The 15,580-nt window shown below is 55.1% G+C and carries 12 protein-coding genes; 5 read left to right on the forward strand and 7 right to left on the reverse strand.

Annotated elements, in window-relative coordinates:
* On the reverse strand, positions 1–579 hold the full coding sequence (locus tag DG177_RS08545; protein ID WP_108811090.1) for a redoxin domain-containing protein: 579 nt from the start codon (positions 577–579) through the stop codon (positions 1–3).
* Between the two features lies 1 nt (position 580).
* Complete coding sequence (gene mutS, locus DG177_RS08550) at positions 581–3,163, reverse strand: DNA mismatch repair protein MutS (protein ID WP_108812879.1); 2,583 nt, start codon at positions 3,161–3,163, stop codon at positions 581–583.
* Between the two features lie 278 nt (positions 3,164–3,441).
* On the opposite strand from mutS, the gene DG177_RS08555 reads away from it, so the two are divergent.
* Entirely contained in the window at positions 3,442–5,712 is a 2,271-nt protein-coding gene (locus tag DG177_RS08555) for a phosphate acyltransferase (RefSeq protein WP_108811091.1), read from the forward strand.
* Between the two features lie 16 nt (positions 5,713–5,728).
* On the opposite strand, the gene DG177_RS08560 is transcribed toward DG177_RS08555, so the two are convergent.
* Positions 5,729–6,211: an outer membrane protein assembly factor BamE gene (locus DG177_RS08560; RefSeq protein WP_337658654.1), complete on the reverse strand. Its 483-nt coding sequence runs from the start codon at positions 6,209–6,211 to the stop codon at positions 5,729–5,731.
* A 198-nt stretch (positions 6,212–6,409) separates the two neighbouring features.
* On the opposite strand from DG177_RS08560, the gene DG177_RS08565 reads away from it, so the two are divergent.
* Both DG177_RS08565 and DG177_RS08570 read left to right on the forward strand, forming a co-directional pair.
* Complete coding sequence (locus tag DG177_RS08565; RefSeq protein ID WP_108811092.1) at positions 6,410–6,937, forward strand: ubiquinol-cytochrome C chaperone family protein; 528 nt, start codon at positions 6,410–6,412, stop codon at positions 6,935–6,937.
* Positions 6,934–7,476, forward strand: a complete 543-nt coding sequence (locus tag DG177_RS08570) for a YceD family protein (RefSeq protein WP_108811093.1) — start codon at positions 6,934–6,936, stop codon at positions 7,474–7,476. The genes DG177_RS08565 and DG177_RS08570 overlap by 4 nt, the downstream gene beginning before the upstream one ends.
* Here the strand turns inward: DG177_RS08570 and DG177_RS08575 are convergent.
* Both DG177_RS08575 and DG177_RS08580 read right to left on the reverse strand, forming a co-directional pair.
* Positions 7,473–10,256: a [protein-PII] uridylyltransferase gene (locus tag DG177_RS08575; protein ID WP_108811094.1), complete on the reverse strand. Its 2,784-nt coding sequence runs from the start codon at positions 10,254–10,256 to the stop codon at positions 7,473–7,475. The genes DG177_RS08570 and DG177_RS08575 overlap by 4 nt on opposite strands.
* Entirely contained in the window at positions 10,253–11,959 is a 1,707-nt protein-coding gene (locus DG177_RS08580) for an AMP-binding protein (protein WP_108811095.1), read from the reverse strand. The genes DG177_RS08575 and DG177_RS08580 overlap by 4 nt, the downstream gene beginning before the upstream one ends.
* Positions 11,960–12,022: 63 nt before the next feature.
* On the opposite strand from DG177_RS08580, the gene lgt reads away from it, so the two are divergent.
* Both lgt and DG177_RS08590 read left to right on the forward strand, forming a co-directional pair.
* On the forward strand, positions 12,023–12,925 hold the full coding sequence (gene lgt / locus DG177_RS08585; protein WP_337658655.1) for a prolipoprotein diacylglyceryl transferase: 903 nt from the start codon (positions 12,023–12,025) through the stop codon (positions 12,923–12,925).
* On the forward strand, positions 12,918–13,982 hold the full coding sequence (locus tag DG177_RS08590; protein WP_337658656.1) for a class I SAM-dependent methyltransferase: 1,065 nt from the start codon (positions 12,918–12,920) through the stop codon (positions 13,980–13,982). The genes lgt and DG177_RS08590 overlap by 8 nt, the downstream gene beginning before the upstream one ends.
* An 18-nt stretch (positions 13,983–14,000) precedes the next feature.
* Here the strand turns inward: DG177_RS08590 and DG177_RS08595 are convergent, their stop codons facing one another.
* The gene (locus DG177_RS08595; protein ID WP_337658657.1) at positions 14,001–14,615 is read right to left on the reverse strand and encodes an ABC-type transport auxiliary lipoprotein family protein; all 615 of its coding nucleotides are present in this window, start codon (positions 14,613–14,615) and stop codon (positions 14,001–14,003) included.
* Positions 14,616–14,627: 12 nt separating this feature from the next.
* Positions 14,628–15,575, reverse strand: a complete 948-nt coding sequence (locus DG177_RS08600) for an MlaD family protein (protein ID WP_108811096.1) — start codon at positions 15,573–15,575, stop codon at positions 14,628–14,630.
* Positions 15,576–15,580: the final 5 nt, after the last annotated feature.

Below are 15,580 nucleotides of genomic sequence, written 5' to 3' on the forward strand. Positions count from 1 at the left end.
TCAATTTTCAGGCGGCGCAGCAATCTTCGCCCGCTCCAACTGCTTCACCTTTTCGAGCGTCATTTCCACATGGCTCCGGGGGTCTTGCGCGCTGTGTACCATCGCAATTTTACTATTCTGATCAATTACATAGCTAGTTCTGTTGGTCAGCGCCAATGTCGGTTCCATACGAACCTGATAGCCATCCATCACCTTGTCATCAGCGCGCGCCACCGCAAATTTATCGCGGCATTCCTCAACCGAGAATTTGGTCAGCGTTTCCATATCATCGCCGGACATGCCAATGACTGTCGCCCCAGCCGCTTCAAAATCAGCGGTTGCTTCGGCAAACATATTGGCTTCGATGGTGCAGCCTTCGGTAAAGGCCTGAGGAAAGAAATAGAGCACGACCGGACCGTTTTGCAGCTTGTCGGACAGGCTTATCTTGAATGGTTTTCCTGCCAGTGCGCCGGTGGTTTCAAAGTCGGGGGCAGCGGCACCAACCTCCAGCGCTTCGGCATTGGCGCTACGCGCGCTGTAGACATAAATACCACCTGCCAGCAGCAACGCAGCCATAGCGATAATGATCCAGCGATTCATTCTATTCTTCCTGTTCCAGCAACGATTTTAGCGCATAAAGCCTGTCGAGCGCATCACGCGGGCTCAAGGCATCGATGTCGAGCTCCTTCAGCGCGTCTCTTAGCATATCGGTTTCTGTTTCCTCGTCCGCAAGACTAGCCGCAAATAAAGGCAGGTCGCCCAGTCCGGCAGCAAGTCCGCCGGTCTCCGCTTTTCCTGCCTCCAGCTTATCAAGCACCGATTTCGCGCGTTTCAGAACCGGTTTGGGAATACCCGCCAGCTTTGCGACGGCCAGACCATAGCTGCGATCCGCCGGGCCCTTGGCGAGTTCATGGAGCAGCACAAGATCGCCCTTCCACTCCCGCGCCCGGACATGGTGTAATGACATAGCATCAAGCCGGTCAGCCAAGCGAGTCAGTTCATGATAATGGGTGGCAAACAGACAGCGGCACTGATTGGTTTCATGCACCGCCTCGACCACCGCCCATGCCAGCGCAAGACCATCATAGGTTGAGGTGCCCCGGCCCACTTCATCCAGAATGACAAAGCTCTTGTCCGTCGCCTGACTGAGGATCGTCGCGGTTTCGACCATCTCGACCATGAACGTGGAGCGTCCCTGCGCAAGATTGTCAGACGCACCGACGCGGCTGAACAGACGATCAACCAGGCTGAGGCTAGCTGAGGCAGCAGGCACGAAGCCGCCCGCCTGCGCCAGGATCACGATCAACGCATTCTGCCGCAGGAATGTCGATTTACCGCCCATATTCGGACCCGAAACCAGCCAGAGACGTTCATCGTTGGACAAGGCGCAATCATTGGCGACAAACGGATCACCGGACGCACTGAGTGCCGCCTCGACCACCGGATGGCGGCCCGCCTTGATATCGAGCACATTGCCATCGGCAAATTCGGGACGGCACCATTGCCCTTCAACCGCCCGTTCAGCCAATGCGGAGGCCACGTCAATCCGCGCCAGCGCGTCCGCACTGATCGCAATTGCATCCTGGCGCTGCAAAACCTTGTCGACCAGTTCTTCAAAATGTGCGGCTTCAGCAGCCAATGCATGAGCGCCTGCCTGCGTTACCCGTACCGCTTCTTCGTGAAGCTCGGTCGAATTGAACCGCACCACGCCCGCCAAAGTCTGGCGATGGGTGAAACCAGAATCTTCGGCCATCAGGCTATCGCCATGGCGCGCCGGGACCTCGATAAAATAGCCAAGCACGGCATTGTGCTTGATCTTCAGTGTATTGATCCCGGTCGCCTCACGGTAGCGTCCTTCGAGAGTCGCAATCGCCTTGCGACCGTCGGATCCGGCACTGCGCAATTCGTCCAATGCCGGATCATAACCAGCAGCAATATAGCCGCCATTAGTCATGTCTGTAGGCGGCGATTCGACCAAGGCCCGTTCCAGCAGATCGACCATCGCAGCATGGCCATCAAGCGCTGGCAGCAGGGCGTCCATGAGATCGGGTAGTGCCATATCGAGCGCCAGACGCTCGCGCAGATGTCGCGCGCCATTCAGGCCATCGCGTATCTGGCCGATGTCCCGAGGGCTGCCGCGTCCCGCCGAAACCCGGCCCAAAGCGCGACTGACATCCGGCATAGCCTTGAGCGCGTCGCGCACCATATCGCGAATCGCAGGAGCATCGTGAAACCATTGCACCACGCCCAGACGCTGGTTGATCTTCGCTTCGTCAAATAGCGGTGCAGCCAGATCACGGCCGAGCAGACGCGCGCCACCCGGCGTTACCGTGCGGTCGATATTGTCGAGCAAACTCCCCTTGCGCTCACCCGCCATTGTCCGTTCAATCTCAAGACTCGCTCGGGTTGCGCCATCAATCAGCAGATATTCGCCTGCATGACGCTGCACCGGTGGCTTCAGAAACGGCGTGTCGCCTTGCGCGGCATGCTCGACATAGGCGATCAGTCCGCCTGCTGCCGCGAGCTCGCTACGGGAAAAATCGCCATAGCCGTCTAGCGTGGAAACCCCGAACAGCGCCTTCAGCCTGCGCTCGGCTTTCTGACTGTCAAAATCCTCTTTGGGCCATTCGGTTGCAGCTTCGAGCCGCGCTGCCAATGACGGACTGCAGATTATCTCGGACGGCGCGATCCGCGACAATTCCGCAGTCAGGGCATGCTCGGAGATCTGCAACAGCTCAAAATCTCCGGTCGAGATGTCACTAGCGGCAATGCCAATCTGCCCCTGCACCTCGGCGATGGAAACCAGCATATTATCCGACCGGGCATCGAGCAGCGTGTCCTCTGTCAACGTCCCGGCCGTAACAAAGCGAATAATATCCCGCGCGACCAATGCCTTATATCCTCCGCGCGCCTTGGCCTCCGCAGGCGTCTCGGTCTGCTCGGCAATTGCCACTTTGAAACCGGCGCGGATCAGCTTCGCAAGATAGCTTTCCGCTGCATGGACGGGCACACCGCACATCGGTATCGACTCTCCGGCGTTTTTCCCGCGTGTTGTCAGCGCAATATCAAGCGCCGCCGAGGCCAGCTTGGCATCTTCAAAGAACAGCTCGAAAAAATCGCCCATCCGGTAAAACAGCAAACAATCCTGCGCTTTTTCCTTGAGCGCAAAATATTGCTCCATCATCGGGGTTAGCTTTGCCGGCACCGCAGCCTTCGATTTAGACTTAGCCGGCTTTGCGCCTTTTGATCCCGATTTCTGTTGAGTCTGTGTTGCCATCCCTTCTGCGATAGCGAAGAGTCCGGTTCGGGAAAAGAGCGCGATTTCTTTAATTGAACAGAGTTATTCGAAATCAGCAATATACCAAGTCTTGCCCAATCGCTATCATTCGGAGTAGGCACGTAGCGGGACGCGCAGCAGGGGGGCGGGCACAAGAGGCCGGACCTGAATCACGGAGATATAATTTGGCCGACGAGAACAAAAGCAACGTAGAATTTTCTGAACGCGAAGCCCTCTTATTTCATTCCCATGGAAGACCCGGAAAAATTGAAATTATCGCGTCCAAGCCGATGGCGACACAGCGCGATCTGAGTCTCGCCTATTCGCCCGGCGTTGCCGTCCCGGTCCGCGCCATCGCCGAAGATCCTGCCACGGCCTATGATTATACCGCCAAAGGCAATCTGGTCGCGGTGATATCCAACGGCACCGCCATTCTGGGCCTTGGCAATCTTGGTGCACTTGCCTCCAAGCCGGTGATGGAAGGCAAGGCGGTCCTGTTCAAACGCTTTGCTGATGTCGACTCGATCGATCTCGAACTCGACACGGAAGATACCGAGGCGTTTATCAATGCGGTTGAACTGATGGAACCCAGCTTTGGTGGCATCAATCTGGAAGATATCGGCGCGCCGGCCTGTTTCATTATCGAACAAACCCTGCGCGACCGGATGAATATTCCGGTCTTTCACGATGATCAGCATGGCACCGCCATTATTGCTGCTGCCGGAATTATTAACGCTTGCCTGCTGACCAATCGCGAGGTCAAGGACATCAAAGTTGTGGTCAACGGTGCCGGTGCCGCCGCCATTGCCTGTGCAGCGCTGATCAAGGCGATGGGCGTTCCGCATGACAATCTCACCATGTGTGATCGCAGTGGTGTCATCTATCGCGGTCGCGATAATGTCGACCAGTGGAAATCCGCGCACGCGATTGACACCGATGCGCGCGATCTTACTGAAGCCTTGAAAGGGGCTGACGTATTCCTCGGTCTTTCTGCCGCTGGCGCTCTGAAACCCGAAATGGTCAGGGACATGGCCGATAAGCCGATTATCTTTGCGATGGCCAATCCAGACCCTGAAATCACTCCGCCAGATGCCAAGGCCGCCCGTCCCGATGCGATTGTTGCCACCGGACGGTCGGATTATCCCAACCAGGTCAATAATGTCCTCGGCTTCCCGTTTATTTTCCGGGGCGCACTGGATGTCCGGGCCACTCGGATCAACGACGAAATGAAAGTCGCAGCGGCCAATGCAATTGCCGAACTGGCGCGCGAACAAGTGCCAGAAGAAGTCGCAGCAGCCTATGGCGGGCAAGCTCCGACCTTTGGTGTGGACTATATCATTCCCGCGCCCTTTGATCCGCGTCTAATGGATGTGGTCTCCGCCGCGGTGGCCAAGGCTGCAATGGACAGCGGTGTTGCGCAGAAACCGATTGAGGATCTTGATGCCTATCGTCAAAGCCTCAAGGCGCGGCTCAATCCAACCACATCGGTCTTGACGCAGGCCTACGAAACCTCCCGTTTGGCGCCGAAACGCGTGATTTTTGCCGAAGCCGAAGAAGATGTTGTGCTGCGCGCAGCCATCCAGTTTCAGGATGGCGGCTATGGTACACCGGTGCTGGTCGGCCGGGATGATCGAGTGCGCGAAAAGCTCAAAGAGCTTGGCGTCAGCGATCCCGACCGGTTCGAAATCCACAACTCGCGCAACAGTCCGCTCGTCCCCGAGATGGTCAACATGCTTTATGAGCGTTTGCATCGGAAGGGCCATATGAAGCGCGACATAAAACGCATGGTCAATCAGGACCGCAATATATTTGGCTCGGCCTTGCTTGCCATGGATCAGGGCGAGGCGATGATCACTGGCGTCACCCGCCCCTATTCCCAAACATTCAAGGATGTCGCCAAAGTCATTGATGTGGAGAAAGGCCGGACCGCCTTTGGAATTCATGTCATGGTTGGACAAAGCCATACCGTCTTCATGGCGGACACCACAGTTAACGAGCGACCCAGTGCGGAAGAACTGGCCGATATTGCTGAACAAACTGCCGCTGTTGCGCGGAAGATGGGCCATGAACCACGCGTTGCCTTCCTCAGCTATTCAACATTCGGCAATCCGGCCGGGCGTTGGCTGGAAAATATCCGGGAAGCCGTCGCGGTACTTGATAGCCGCCGGGTCGCTTTTGAATATGAAGGTGAAATGGCACCGGACGTCGCACTCAATCCGAAATTAATGGCAAACTATCCGTTTAACCGGCTATCCGGCTCGGCCAATGTGCTGGTCATGCCGGGTCTACAATCGGCCAATCTCTCGGCAAAGCTACTTCGAGAATTGGGTGGTGATGCGGTGATCGGACCGATGCTGGTCGGTCTGGACAAGTCTGTGCAGATTGCGACGATGGCTTCGACTGCATCTGAGCTCGTCACTTTGTCCGTGCTGGCGGCTAGTGGTATTGCCAAATAGCAATAGCGACCGGTAATCAGGGGCGTGTCGGGTCGTTACTCGCCCCTTGTGCACCGGGTGCACCGACGGCACCGATATTGCCGAACAGTTCTTCAAAGAAAGAGCGTTCGCGGCCGAGCGTAGGCGTTGAATCGCCGTTTGGATTGATATTCGCGACCAGTTCCAGTCCGGTGCGATCAACAGCAGAGACATTGCCTGCCTCGTCAAAGGTCACGCGCATCACCATCTGATCTCTTGCACTGGGCGAGTTAAATGCCAGCTGCTTTGTTTCGCGCGATACATAATACCAGACATTCTCTTCAAATTGCCCGGTAAATGTGGGGCGCCCAAGGGAAGCCTCGACCGATTGCCGATTATCAACCCCGGCCATGATGGCATTGGTCAGCACCGGGTCGACAATATAACCCTGATGGCCACGAACCTGCGAACAGCCGGATACCAGCAGGCCGCCAGCGACCAACCCGGTCAATACGAATTGCATTTTCAATTGGCTACGCATTAACTCACTTCTCCAAAACAACCACCGTGATGGTGCGGGGCACGATCAGGACGGTTTTGATCCTTGTAGCGGTTTCCCTGCCACTTGTTATAAGGCCCATTGCATCTCGCGATACAAATATCAATATCCCCTGTATGTAGTCTTAACACACATGGGCACGTGCCTATTGTTTCGCGTCGAAAATCGGGGTCACAATAAATGTCATTCTTGAACAGTCTATTCGGGCGCAAAGACCCCAATCTGGTCATGCAACCGCTCTATAATGCCGTGATTTCCGAAGGGCGGTTTCCCGGTTGGTATGAAAAAGGTGCTGTGCCCGATACGCTAGACGGGCGCTTTGACATGATTGCCGCTATTCTTTGCGCCGTACTGATCCGTCTCGATCAGACCGAAGAGGCGAAACAGGAAATAGCGTGGCTCACGGAGTTATTTGTCACTGATATGGAGGGGCAGCTCCGCCAGATTGGTATTGGCGATTTGATTGTCGGCAAGCGGGTTGGCGAGATGATGAGCGCGCTGGGCGGCCGGTTGGGCGCCTACCGGGACGCACTGACAGGTGATGCTGATCTTGGTGAAGCGCTTGTTCGAAATCTGTATCGCGGCGATGCGCCAGCATCCGAAGAACTTGATTTCACAGCCAGACATCTTGCCAACTTTTACGATCAGCTTGACCAGACTGGTATCGACCAGGTCATTGCCGGAAATATTGCAAAGGTAGCCTCATGAACGCATCAACGCCCTTGCCCCCACCGGAACTTTCCCGGATCATAAAACTGTCCGACATTGGCGGCATCCCACTGGCCGACAAGATTATGGCGGATGAAGATCAACGGCATGCCTTGGCGAAGCGGTTTGACCTGCCATCGATAGAGACAATCGCTGCGGACTACCGCCTTGAAGCCAAAGAGCATGAGATCAGATTAACCGGTCATATCCAATCCGATCTGCATCAGACATGCGCCATCAGCGGCCAGCCTTTCCCTGTCCGGGTGGACGAAGCCTTTGATATTATCTTCGTCGAGAAAACCGATATCCCGCCGAGTGAAGAAGAAATCGAACTGGCAGCGGAAGATTGCGATGTCATCGAATATGAATCAGCCCAAATTGATCTGGGTGAAGCCATTGCGCAAACTTTATATCTCGCCCTCGACCCCTATCCCCGCGGCCCTGATGCGGATCAGACAGCGCAGAAAAAGGGTTTGAAAAGCGAAGAGGAGGCTGGCCCCTTTGGCGCATTGTCAGCGCTAAAGGACAAGCTTGGTTAAGCAGCGGTCTTTTCGGCTTCCTTCTGTGTCGCCGCATTGGTCAGTTTCTTTTTCAAGCCGTTCAGACGGGCCTTGCTCTCAATCTTCCCGCCCAGCAGGTCGGTAATGTAGAACGTATCAACCGCACGCTCGCCATAGGTCGCAATATGGGCGCTGTGCACGGTGACTTTTGACTCGAACAACGCATGAGCCAGTTCGTTGAGCAAAGCGGGTCGGTCCTGCGCCGTTACTTCGATCACGGTGAAACGATTGGATGCGTCATTATCGACCATCGCATTGGGCACGATATTGAACGCTCCAGCCCGCGAATGGGCAAGCGGGCGGGCTTCCAGCTTCGTTGCCAGTTTGGAACGATTGGCCAGCGCATCCTCTACGGCCTGCTTGAGGCGAGCAAGTTGAGCATCTTCAGCGAAGGGCTGGCCATGCTGGTCCTGCACCAGAAAATTGTCCAACGCCATGCCATCACGGGTGGTGTGAATGCGAGCATCAATAATATTGCCGCCTGCGACATGAATACCGCCGGCAATGCGATAAAAGAGTCCGGGATGATCGGCAGCATAGATGGTCACCAAAGTCGCGCCGCGTTCGGGATAGGCATCTGCCGATATGGCTAGGTTATCATCGCCGGCACGCATCATCAGACGGGCGTTATGAGCGATAATATCATCCGGTTCAGCGATCCAGTAAGGGTCGGTCAAACGCTTTGCGAGCTTCGCAAATTGTGCTTTCGGGATATCCAGGCTTTCTGCCAATACTGCCTTTTTCTGGGCTATACGTTCCTTGCGACCGCGCTGTTTGTGGCCAAGCAACAACATTTCCTCAGCGGCCTGGAACAGATCGGTCAGCAGCTGCCTTTTCCAACTGTTCCATACCCCCGGGCCCACGGCGCGAATATCAACCACGGTCAGCACGGTTAGCAAACGCAACCGCTCGATACTTTTGACCTGACTGACAAAATCCTGAATGGTTTTGAAATCTGACAGATCGCGTTTGAACGCCATTGCGGACATCAAAAGATGGTGCCGCACCAACCAGGCAACCAGCTCTGTTTCATAGGGTTCAAGACCCAGACGCGGGCATAATTTCATCGCCACTTCGGCACCCAATATGCTGTGATCCCCGCCTCGCCCCTTGGCGATGTCATGCAGCAACGTCGCGACAAACAGCACGCGCCGATTTTTCAGTTTCTTGATCGTTTCGGTGGAATTGGGATGATCATCGACCAGATCACCGCTGCCAATCCGTGCCAGCAGTCCGATCGCTCTTATACTGTGCTCGTCCACTGTATAATGATGATACATGTCAAATTGCATCTGCGCGACTACCCGGCCGAAATCGGGAATGAAACGCCCGAAAATCGAAGCTTCATTCATCCAGCGCAATACCAGTTCGGGGTCACGCGGCGAACAGAGCACATCCAGGAAAAGCTTGTTTGCGCGGCGATCCTTGCGGATCTTGTTTGTGATCAGTTTCGCATCACGGCGCGCAGCGCGCATGGCCAGTGGATGAATTTCCAGCTCGTGTTTATCCGCAAGCTGGAAAATCTCGATCAGACGAACCGGGTCTTCTTCGAAGAAACTTTCATCAGGAAGCGCCAACCGCCCGCGGTCCAGCGTAAATCCTTTGAGCTTCTTGGGTCGCCGCGTGATATTAGGGATGAACCGCCTGACGCCTGCATTGTGGGTTTCATCGAGATGGGCGAGAAATACGCCGGTCAGATTGCCAACCACTTTGGCGTTCAGGAAATAATATTGCATGAACCGTTCAACCGCCGATTTACCAGGTCGGTCGGCAAATCGCATGCGCTGTGCAACGCCGGTCTGCAGATCAAATGTCAGCCGATCTTCAGCGCGACCGGTCATATCATGCATATGACAACGCACCGCCCAGAGGAAATTCGCGGCTTTGCGAAACCGTTTAAACTCCGCCGTGGTCAACAGCCCAACATCGACCAGCTCTTCTGCGGACGCGACCCGATGTATGTATTTACCGATCCAATAGAGCGTCTGCAGGTCACGCAAGCCGCCTTTGCCTTCCTTGACATTCGGTTCAACCACATAACGGCTGTCGCCCATGCGAACATGGCGCGCATCACGTTCAGCCAGCTTTTCCGATACAAAGGTCCGGTCGGTTCCGGATACGACATCGGCAAAAAACCGGGCCTTGGATTCCTCATAGACACCGGTATCACCCCAGACATAACGCCCCTCGAGCAAGGCAGTGCGGATACTGAGATCCTCGTTGGCCATGCGGACCATCTCATCGATCGAACGGCTGCTTTGCCCGACTTTCAAACCCAGGTCCCAAAGCCAGTACAGCATCGCTTCAATCGCTTGCTCGGTCCAGCTGGTCTGTTTGTGTGGTGTCAGAAAGGCAATGTCCACATCACTATGGGGCGCCATTTCGCTGCGTCCGTAGCCGCCAACCGCCATCACCGCAATCCGCTCACCCGATGAGGGATTGTTCACCGGATATTGGTGCCCCACCGCGATATCATGAATGATCCGTACGAGCTGGTCGATCAGGAATGACTGCGCCGCCGCCGCTTCGTGGCCCGCAGAAGGCTTTTCGATCAATCGCCGACTAATCTCTGCCCGACCATCGGCGAGGGCCTGTTGCAGCAACGGCAATATTTTGGGACGGGCTTTGGTTATCCCATGTTCGGTGATCAGCGCCTCAATCGCCTCGGACAATTTACGGCGATCGACAATATCCCGCTGCCTTACAATCCGCTTTCCCGGATCAGTTGCCGGCCTGGGTATATTGGCGCGAACATTCATCCCGAAGCGGCCAGCATTTCCCGGTGCTTCTTGGCCAACACGATTTTAGCGATTTTTGCCGTTCCCAATTTGGGCAGCGGATCCTCATATTGCCAGATATGCACCGGCATTTTAAACGGTGCGAGCTTGTCTTTCAAAAATTCCAGTAGCTCGTCCTGCGGCAGTGCTTCGCCATCTTTCACATGATAGACCAGAGCCGGAACTTCACCGAAGCGCTCATCATCAACGCCGAAAATACAGGCTTCTGCTATCGAAGTGTGGCTATATATGGCAGCTTCCACTTCCTGACAGCTAATATTCTCGCCGCCGCGAATGATAATCTCTTTCTTGCGGTCGACGATAAACAGATAACCATCCTCGTCCAGATAGCCGATATCCCCGGTGCGGAAAAAGCCGTCATCGGTAAAGGCGTCCTTGGTGGCCTGGTCATTGTTCCAATAGCCGGTGAAATTAGCGGACGAACGGATGCAGACCTCTGCGCGCTCACCTTGTGGTACTTTATTGCCGTCATCATCCAATATGCCAACTTCAACGATAGGCGGCGTCGCACGGCCCGTACTGTCAGGCTTGGCGAGATAATTTTCATTCTGATTGGAACAGCCAACACCATTAGTCTCGGTGAGACCATAACCAATGAGCGGAAAGCCCTTGCCCATGCCTTCCTTGATCCGTTTGACATGCTCGACTGGACGCGGCGCACCGCCAGCGGCCATGGAAACACAGGTGCTCAGATCATAGTCATTGACCTTGGGATGCGCGTATATCTCCATACTCATCAGTGGAACGCCAACAAAATAGGTCACTTTTTCCTTCTCGATCAGACGCATGGCCTCTTCGGCATCCCATTTTTTCTGCATCACCAGCTTGCGGCCAATCGCGTAGCTTACCAATACCAGCGGCACCGAAGCTGTGACGTGAAACAGCGGAACCGCAACCAGAGCGGTCGGCTGGATATCGGGCAAGGTGCCCGCTTTTTCCATCAGGTTTGCCATCACCGCAAAGGCACCGACAAAACTCATCGCACCCTGAACGACAGAGCGATGCTCGGCATAGGCGCCCTTGGATCGACCGGTCGAACCTGAGGTGAACAATATGGTCGCATTATCCTCTGGCCCCATTTGCGGCAGCGGGGTCTCCGCATCACCGCCATTTGCCAGGCAGGCCTTCAATCCTTCAAGCGGCGCAACATCATGATCAAACAAAACAACCTCTGCGCCATGGTCACGACCCGATTCGGTCAAGCGCGCTGCGCGCTGTGGATCGGCGAAAACAATCGAGCAACTGACATCTTCGATACCATCGGCCAGTTCATCGCCTTGCCACCAACCATTTAATTTGGTGGAGACACCGCCCGCCATGGTGATCGCCATGTCGAGGATGATCCAGTTGGCGGAGTTGCGGGCAGCGATCCCGATACGGTCGCCCTTCTTGACGCCATGTCCAGCGACCAGTCCGCCAGCCAAAACGCGGGCAACGGCATAAGTTTCCTTAAAAGTCAGTCGGATATCACCATCGACGAGAAATTCCTTGTCGGCATGCTGCATGCAGAAAAAAGCGAAAAAGTCCGAAACATTGCTCGGCGCATTTTTAAACATCGGCATATCGACGCCGTATTTATTGACCGTGGAGAGCTCCAGAAGCTGTCCCGGCTGTGTCATGACGCCCAATGTTTCGTCGATCATAGCGTCTAATGGCGATGGCATTTCAAATTTCTCCCACAAAGTCTATTTGGGTTTCTCTCTTGGTATCGGAGAATTTCCCGTTATATGCCCTTGCTATATGACGATGAAAGCGAACGGGGAAAAGAGTTGATTGATATTATTCTTGCAAGTGCGGCGCAATTTACGCAATTTGAGGAATTGGGACTGTCTCCCAACGCACTTGACCTCGGCTTTTTTCAGCTGAAATGGTATTCGCTCGCCTATCTCGCCGGTATTTTAATCGGTTATTGGTATCTTACGAAACTGATCAAGGAACCCGGCGCACCGCTGGCCCGGCGCCATGCCGATGACATGATCTTTTACGCGACGCTCGGAATCATTCTGGGTGGACGACTGGGCTATGTATTTTTTTACAAGCCGGAAATTCTGCAAAACCCGATTGAGATCTTGCAAGTCTGGAATGGCGGCATGTCGCTCCATGGTGGTGTTCTCGGCGTAGTGCTGGCGATCTGGTACATATCGCGCAAAGAAAAACTCAGCTTCCTGCGCATCTGTGACTATATCGCCTGTGTTATACCCTTCGGCCTGCTATTTGGCCGCCTCGCCAATTTCGTCAATGGCGAGCTTTGGGGCCGGGCTACCGAAGTGCCTTGGGCGATTATCTTCCCAATGGGCGGTGATGTTCCGCGACACCCCAGTCAGCTTTATGAAGCGGGTCTCGAAGGCCTTCTCTATTTCATCATTACTTCCCTGCTCTTCTGGAAAACCGATGCGCGCTATCATCCCGGTAAGTTGGTCGGGACTGGCCTGCTGGTTTATGGCCTCAGCCGGTTTACCGTCGAATTTTTCCGCCAACCGGATCAGGGTCTCGAGAATCTCAGCTGGGGCCTGACCATGGGACAAACCCTGACGGTGCCGATGCTGCTCCTTGGCGTCTATCTGGTGTTCACATCCAAAGGCCGCCGCGTCCGGGTAGAGCCCACCGCCGGAGACCAGAGCATTGCCTGAAATCAAGTCGGCGGCGCATCTTCTCGCTGAGAAAATCGACCGTGACGGTCCGGTACCGCTCAGCGAATATATGGCTATCGCAAATACCGCCTATTACGCCGCGAAAGATCCGATTGGCGAGGATGGTGATTTCGTCACCGCGCCGGAGATGAGCCAGATGTTCGGAGAGCTGGTCGGTATCTGGTTGGCCGACTTATGGCTCCGCAAAGAGCGCCCGGATCATGTCCATTATGTTGAACTGGGACCAGGCCGAGGTACTCTGGCATCCGATGCGCTGCGGGCCATGTCCAAATTTGATTGTAATCCTCAAGCTCATTTTGTCGAAACCAGCCCGGTGCTAAAAGCCAAACAGGCGAAGCTTCACAAAAGTGCCGCCTGGCATGAGACAATCGACAGCCTGCCCACCGATGCCCCGTTACTCATCGTTGCCAATGAATTTTTCGATGCCCTTCCAGTGGAGCAACATGTCGCGACCCAGGCAGGATGGCGCCGTCATATGGTCGCGCGGGAACGGAATAAATTTATCGCGATTCCGGGAACACAAACAATTGATAATCAGATTTCCAAATCCTCCGCGGGCTTGCCCAACGGAACCATATTGGAAAGCTCTCCCGCCAGTACTCATATTTTCGGCGACCTGTCGCACCGGATTGCCAAGCAAGGGGGCGCCTTGCTGGTAATAGACTATGGCTACGATCGCCCCGGTACCGGCAGCACGCTGCAAGCCGTCAAGGATCACATGCCGATCAGCCCGTTCGACAGTCCTGGAACGTCAGACCTGACCGCGCACGTCGATTTCCATAGTCTCGGCAATATCGCCAAAACACGCCTATTGTCTGTTCATGGTCCTGTGGAGCAAGGGCAATGGTTGAAAGCCTTGGGCATTGATCAACGCGCCAGAAGACTGGCCGAGCTAGTACCGAAAAAGGCCAATAATATCCGCGCCGCGCATCACCGGCTGACTCATGTGGATGAGATGGGAAGACTATTCCGCGTCATGGCAGCGACATCAATGGATTGGCCGCAACCGGAAGGCTTTGTTTACGGCGATAGTTGAGCCGCGATAATGTGATGATCAACCGACCCAGTCGGCGACTTCCAATACGACTTTATTTGCAGCGCTGTTAAGTGCCTCTCCGACCGGACCCGCCTCTGCGGCAAACACATTCTCACTCGCCTCAAAACGGCGTTTCTCAACCGGTTTACCGTCGCGTATTTTCACTGCATCATAGGTGACCGTGACGGTCAGGCTGGGCCCATCCAGGCCGAAATTGACCAGCTCGCCGGACAGATAAGTGTCGGCTTTCCCCTGCGCCTGAACCGAAGTCAGAACCAGGCGATTATTTTTGGCAGCGATTGTTTCAGTGAGCAGTCCCTGGAAAAGCCGGGCGGGCTTGTCGACCCAGGTCGCTTCTTTCAGATAAGCGATCGCAGTGGTACTGGTCTGAACCGGTACGCGCAGATTATTCAGTTTTTGCGGCGTGGACGGCAACTGGACCACCAGAGCGCCAGCACGCGGCCCGGCCCGTACGGCACCTGCATCAACCTGTGTTTCAGGCGTCAGCGACAATAGAAAAGGCGGTGGTTCCGCACCGCCAAAGCTGACGCATGCGCTCAGCAGACCAAGGCCAGCCAACAGCCCCAAGGATCTTGTCTTGTGCCATTTCATCATGAATCCCTGCCGTTCCATTGAGATGTCCCTCTACTTGCCTGGTTCATAATCTGGCAGTGCCGGTGCGGACAGCAAAGAGCCTGCCCCACCTTGATCCAGCCGTTCGGTCACCGATGTCAGTGATTTCGTGAGCGCCTGCATGTCCTGAACCAGTTGATCCACTTCCGGAATTGTCTTGGTTCCCAGCTGCTGCACGCCCGGGCGGGCGTCATCCAGCACGACACTCAATGCCGCCATGCTCTTTTCGGCAGCGGCGAGAGTTTTGGTGAGGTTTTTCGCCAGCGGCTCGCCATTCTTGCTCAAAAGCGCATTGGTATTGTCGGCAACGGCAGAGAGTTTTTCAGCGGTTTGCCCTGCATTGCGGATCGCAATTGATGATTCCGCCATCAGCGCTTCGAGATTGGGTGCTTGTTGCGCCAGACTGCCAGTCAGCCGCTCGGTATTGTTCAAAATGCCTTCGATCGATTCCTGGTTCTTGTCCGATAATAGCAAGGTCAGCCGGTCGGTCAGCGTCGCCAGTCGTTCAACAACCAGCGGCGCGCTGTTGAGCAGTTCGCCCAAAGCACCGGGTTTCGTTGGAATAACAGGCACGCCTTCCGGACCCAATTCTTCGATCGGCGGCGCACCCTTTACCGCGCCATCCAGTTGAATATTGGGGGGAGCGGTGAAGCTGATGCTTTGTATGGTAGCCGTTGTCCCTTGCAAGATCGGAGTTTCCTCACTCACCGCAATGCGCACGCGCACAAAATCCGGGTCTTTTTTCCACAGCTCGACATCCAGAACCTGACCGGAGGGGACACCTGCAAATGTTACCCCGGTCCCCTTTGCAAGGCCGCCCACCGACTGGGCAAAGAAGATATCATATTCCTTTTGAGCGCCATCGCCGAAGCGGACAATCCAGACAAGGAATGCGGCCACCAGAGCAAGCAAGGTCAGGGTGACTACACCGACAAGAATATGATTGGACCGTGTCTCCATTATTT

The organism is Sphingorhabdus sp. Alg231-15 (genome assembly GCF_900149705.1).
Classification (GTDB): domain Bacteria; phylum Pseudomonadota; class Alphaproteobacteria; order Sphingomonadales; family Sphingomonadaceae; genus Parasphingorhabdus.

What these genes read in the sequence shown, in the direction of transcription:
- DG177_RS08545 (WP_108811090.1), bottom strand. Translation starts at nt 579, where the DNA reads ATGAATCGCTGGATCATTATCGCTATGGCTGCGTTGCTGCTGGCAGGT.
- mutS (WP_108812879.1), bottom strand. Translation starts at nt 3,163, where the DNA reads ATGATGGAGCAATATTTTGCGCTCAAGGAAAAAGCGCAGGATTGTTTG.
- DG177_RS08560 (WP_337658654.1), bottom strand. Translation starts at nt 6,211, where the DNA reads ATGCGTAGCCAATTGAAAATGCAATTCGTATTGACCGGGTTGGTCGCT.
- DG177_RS08565 (WP_108811092.1), top strand. Translation starts at nt 6,410, where the DNA reads ATGTCATTCTTGAACAGTCTATTCGGGCGCAAAGACCCCAATCTGGTC.
- DG177_RS08570 (WP_108811093.1), top strand. Translation starts at nt 6,934, where the DNA reads ATGAACGCATCAACGCCCTTGCCCCCACCGGAACTTTCCCGGATCATA.
- DG177_RS08575 (WP_108811094.1), bottom strand. Translation starts at nt 10,256, where the DNA reads ATGAATGTTCGCGCCAATATACCCAGGCCGGCAACTGATCCGGGAAAG.
- DG177_RS08580 (WP_108811095.1), bottom strand. Translation starts at nt 11,959, where the DNA reads ATGCCATCGCCATTAGACGCTATGATCGACGAAACATTGGGCGTCATG.
- lgt (WP_337658655.1), top strand. Translation starts at nt 12,023, where the DNA reads ATGCCCTTGCTATATGACGATGAAAGCGAACGGGGAAAAGAGTTGATT.
- DG177_RS08595 (WP_337658657.1), bottom strand. Translation starts at nt 14,615, where the DNA reads ATGGAACGGCAGGGATTCATGATGAAATGGCACAAGACAAGATCCTTG.
- DG177_RS08600 (WP_108811096.1), bottom strand. Translation starts at nt 15,575, where the DNA reads ATGGAGACACGGTCCAATCATATTCTTGTCGGTGTAGTCACCCTGACC.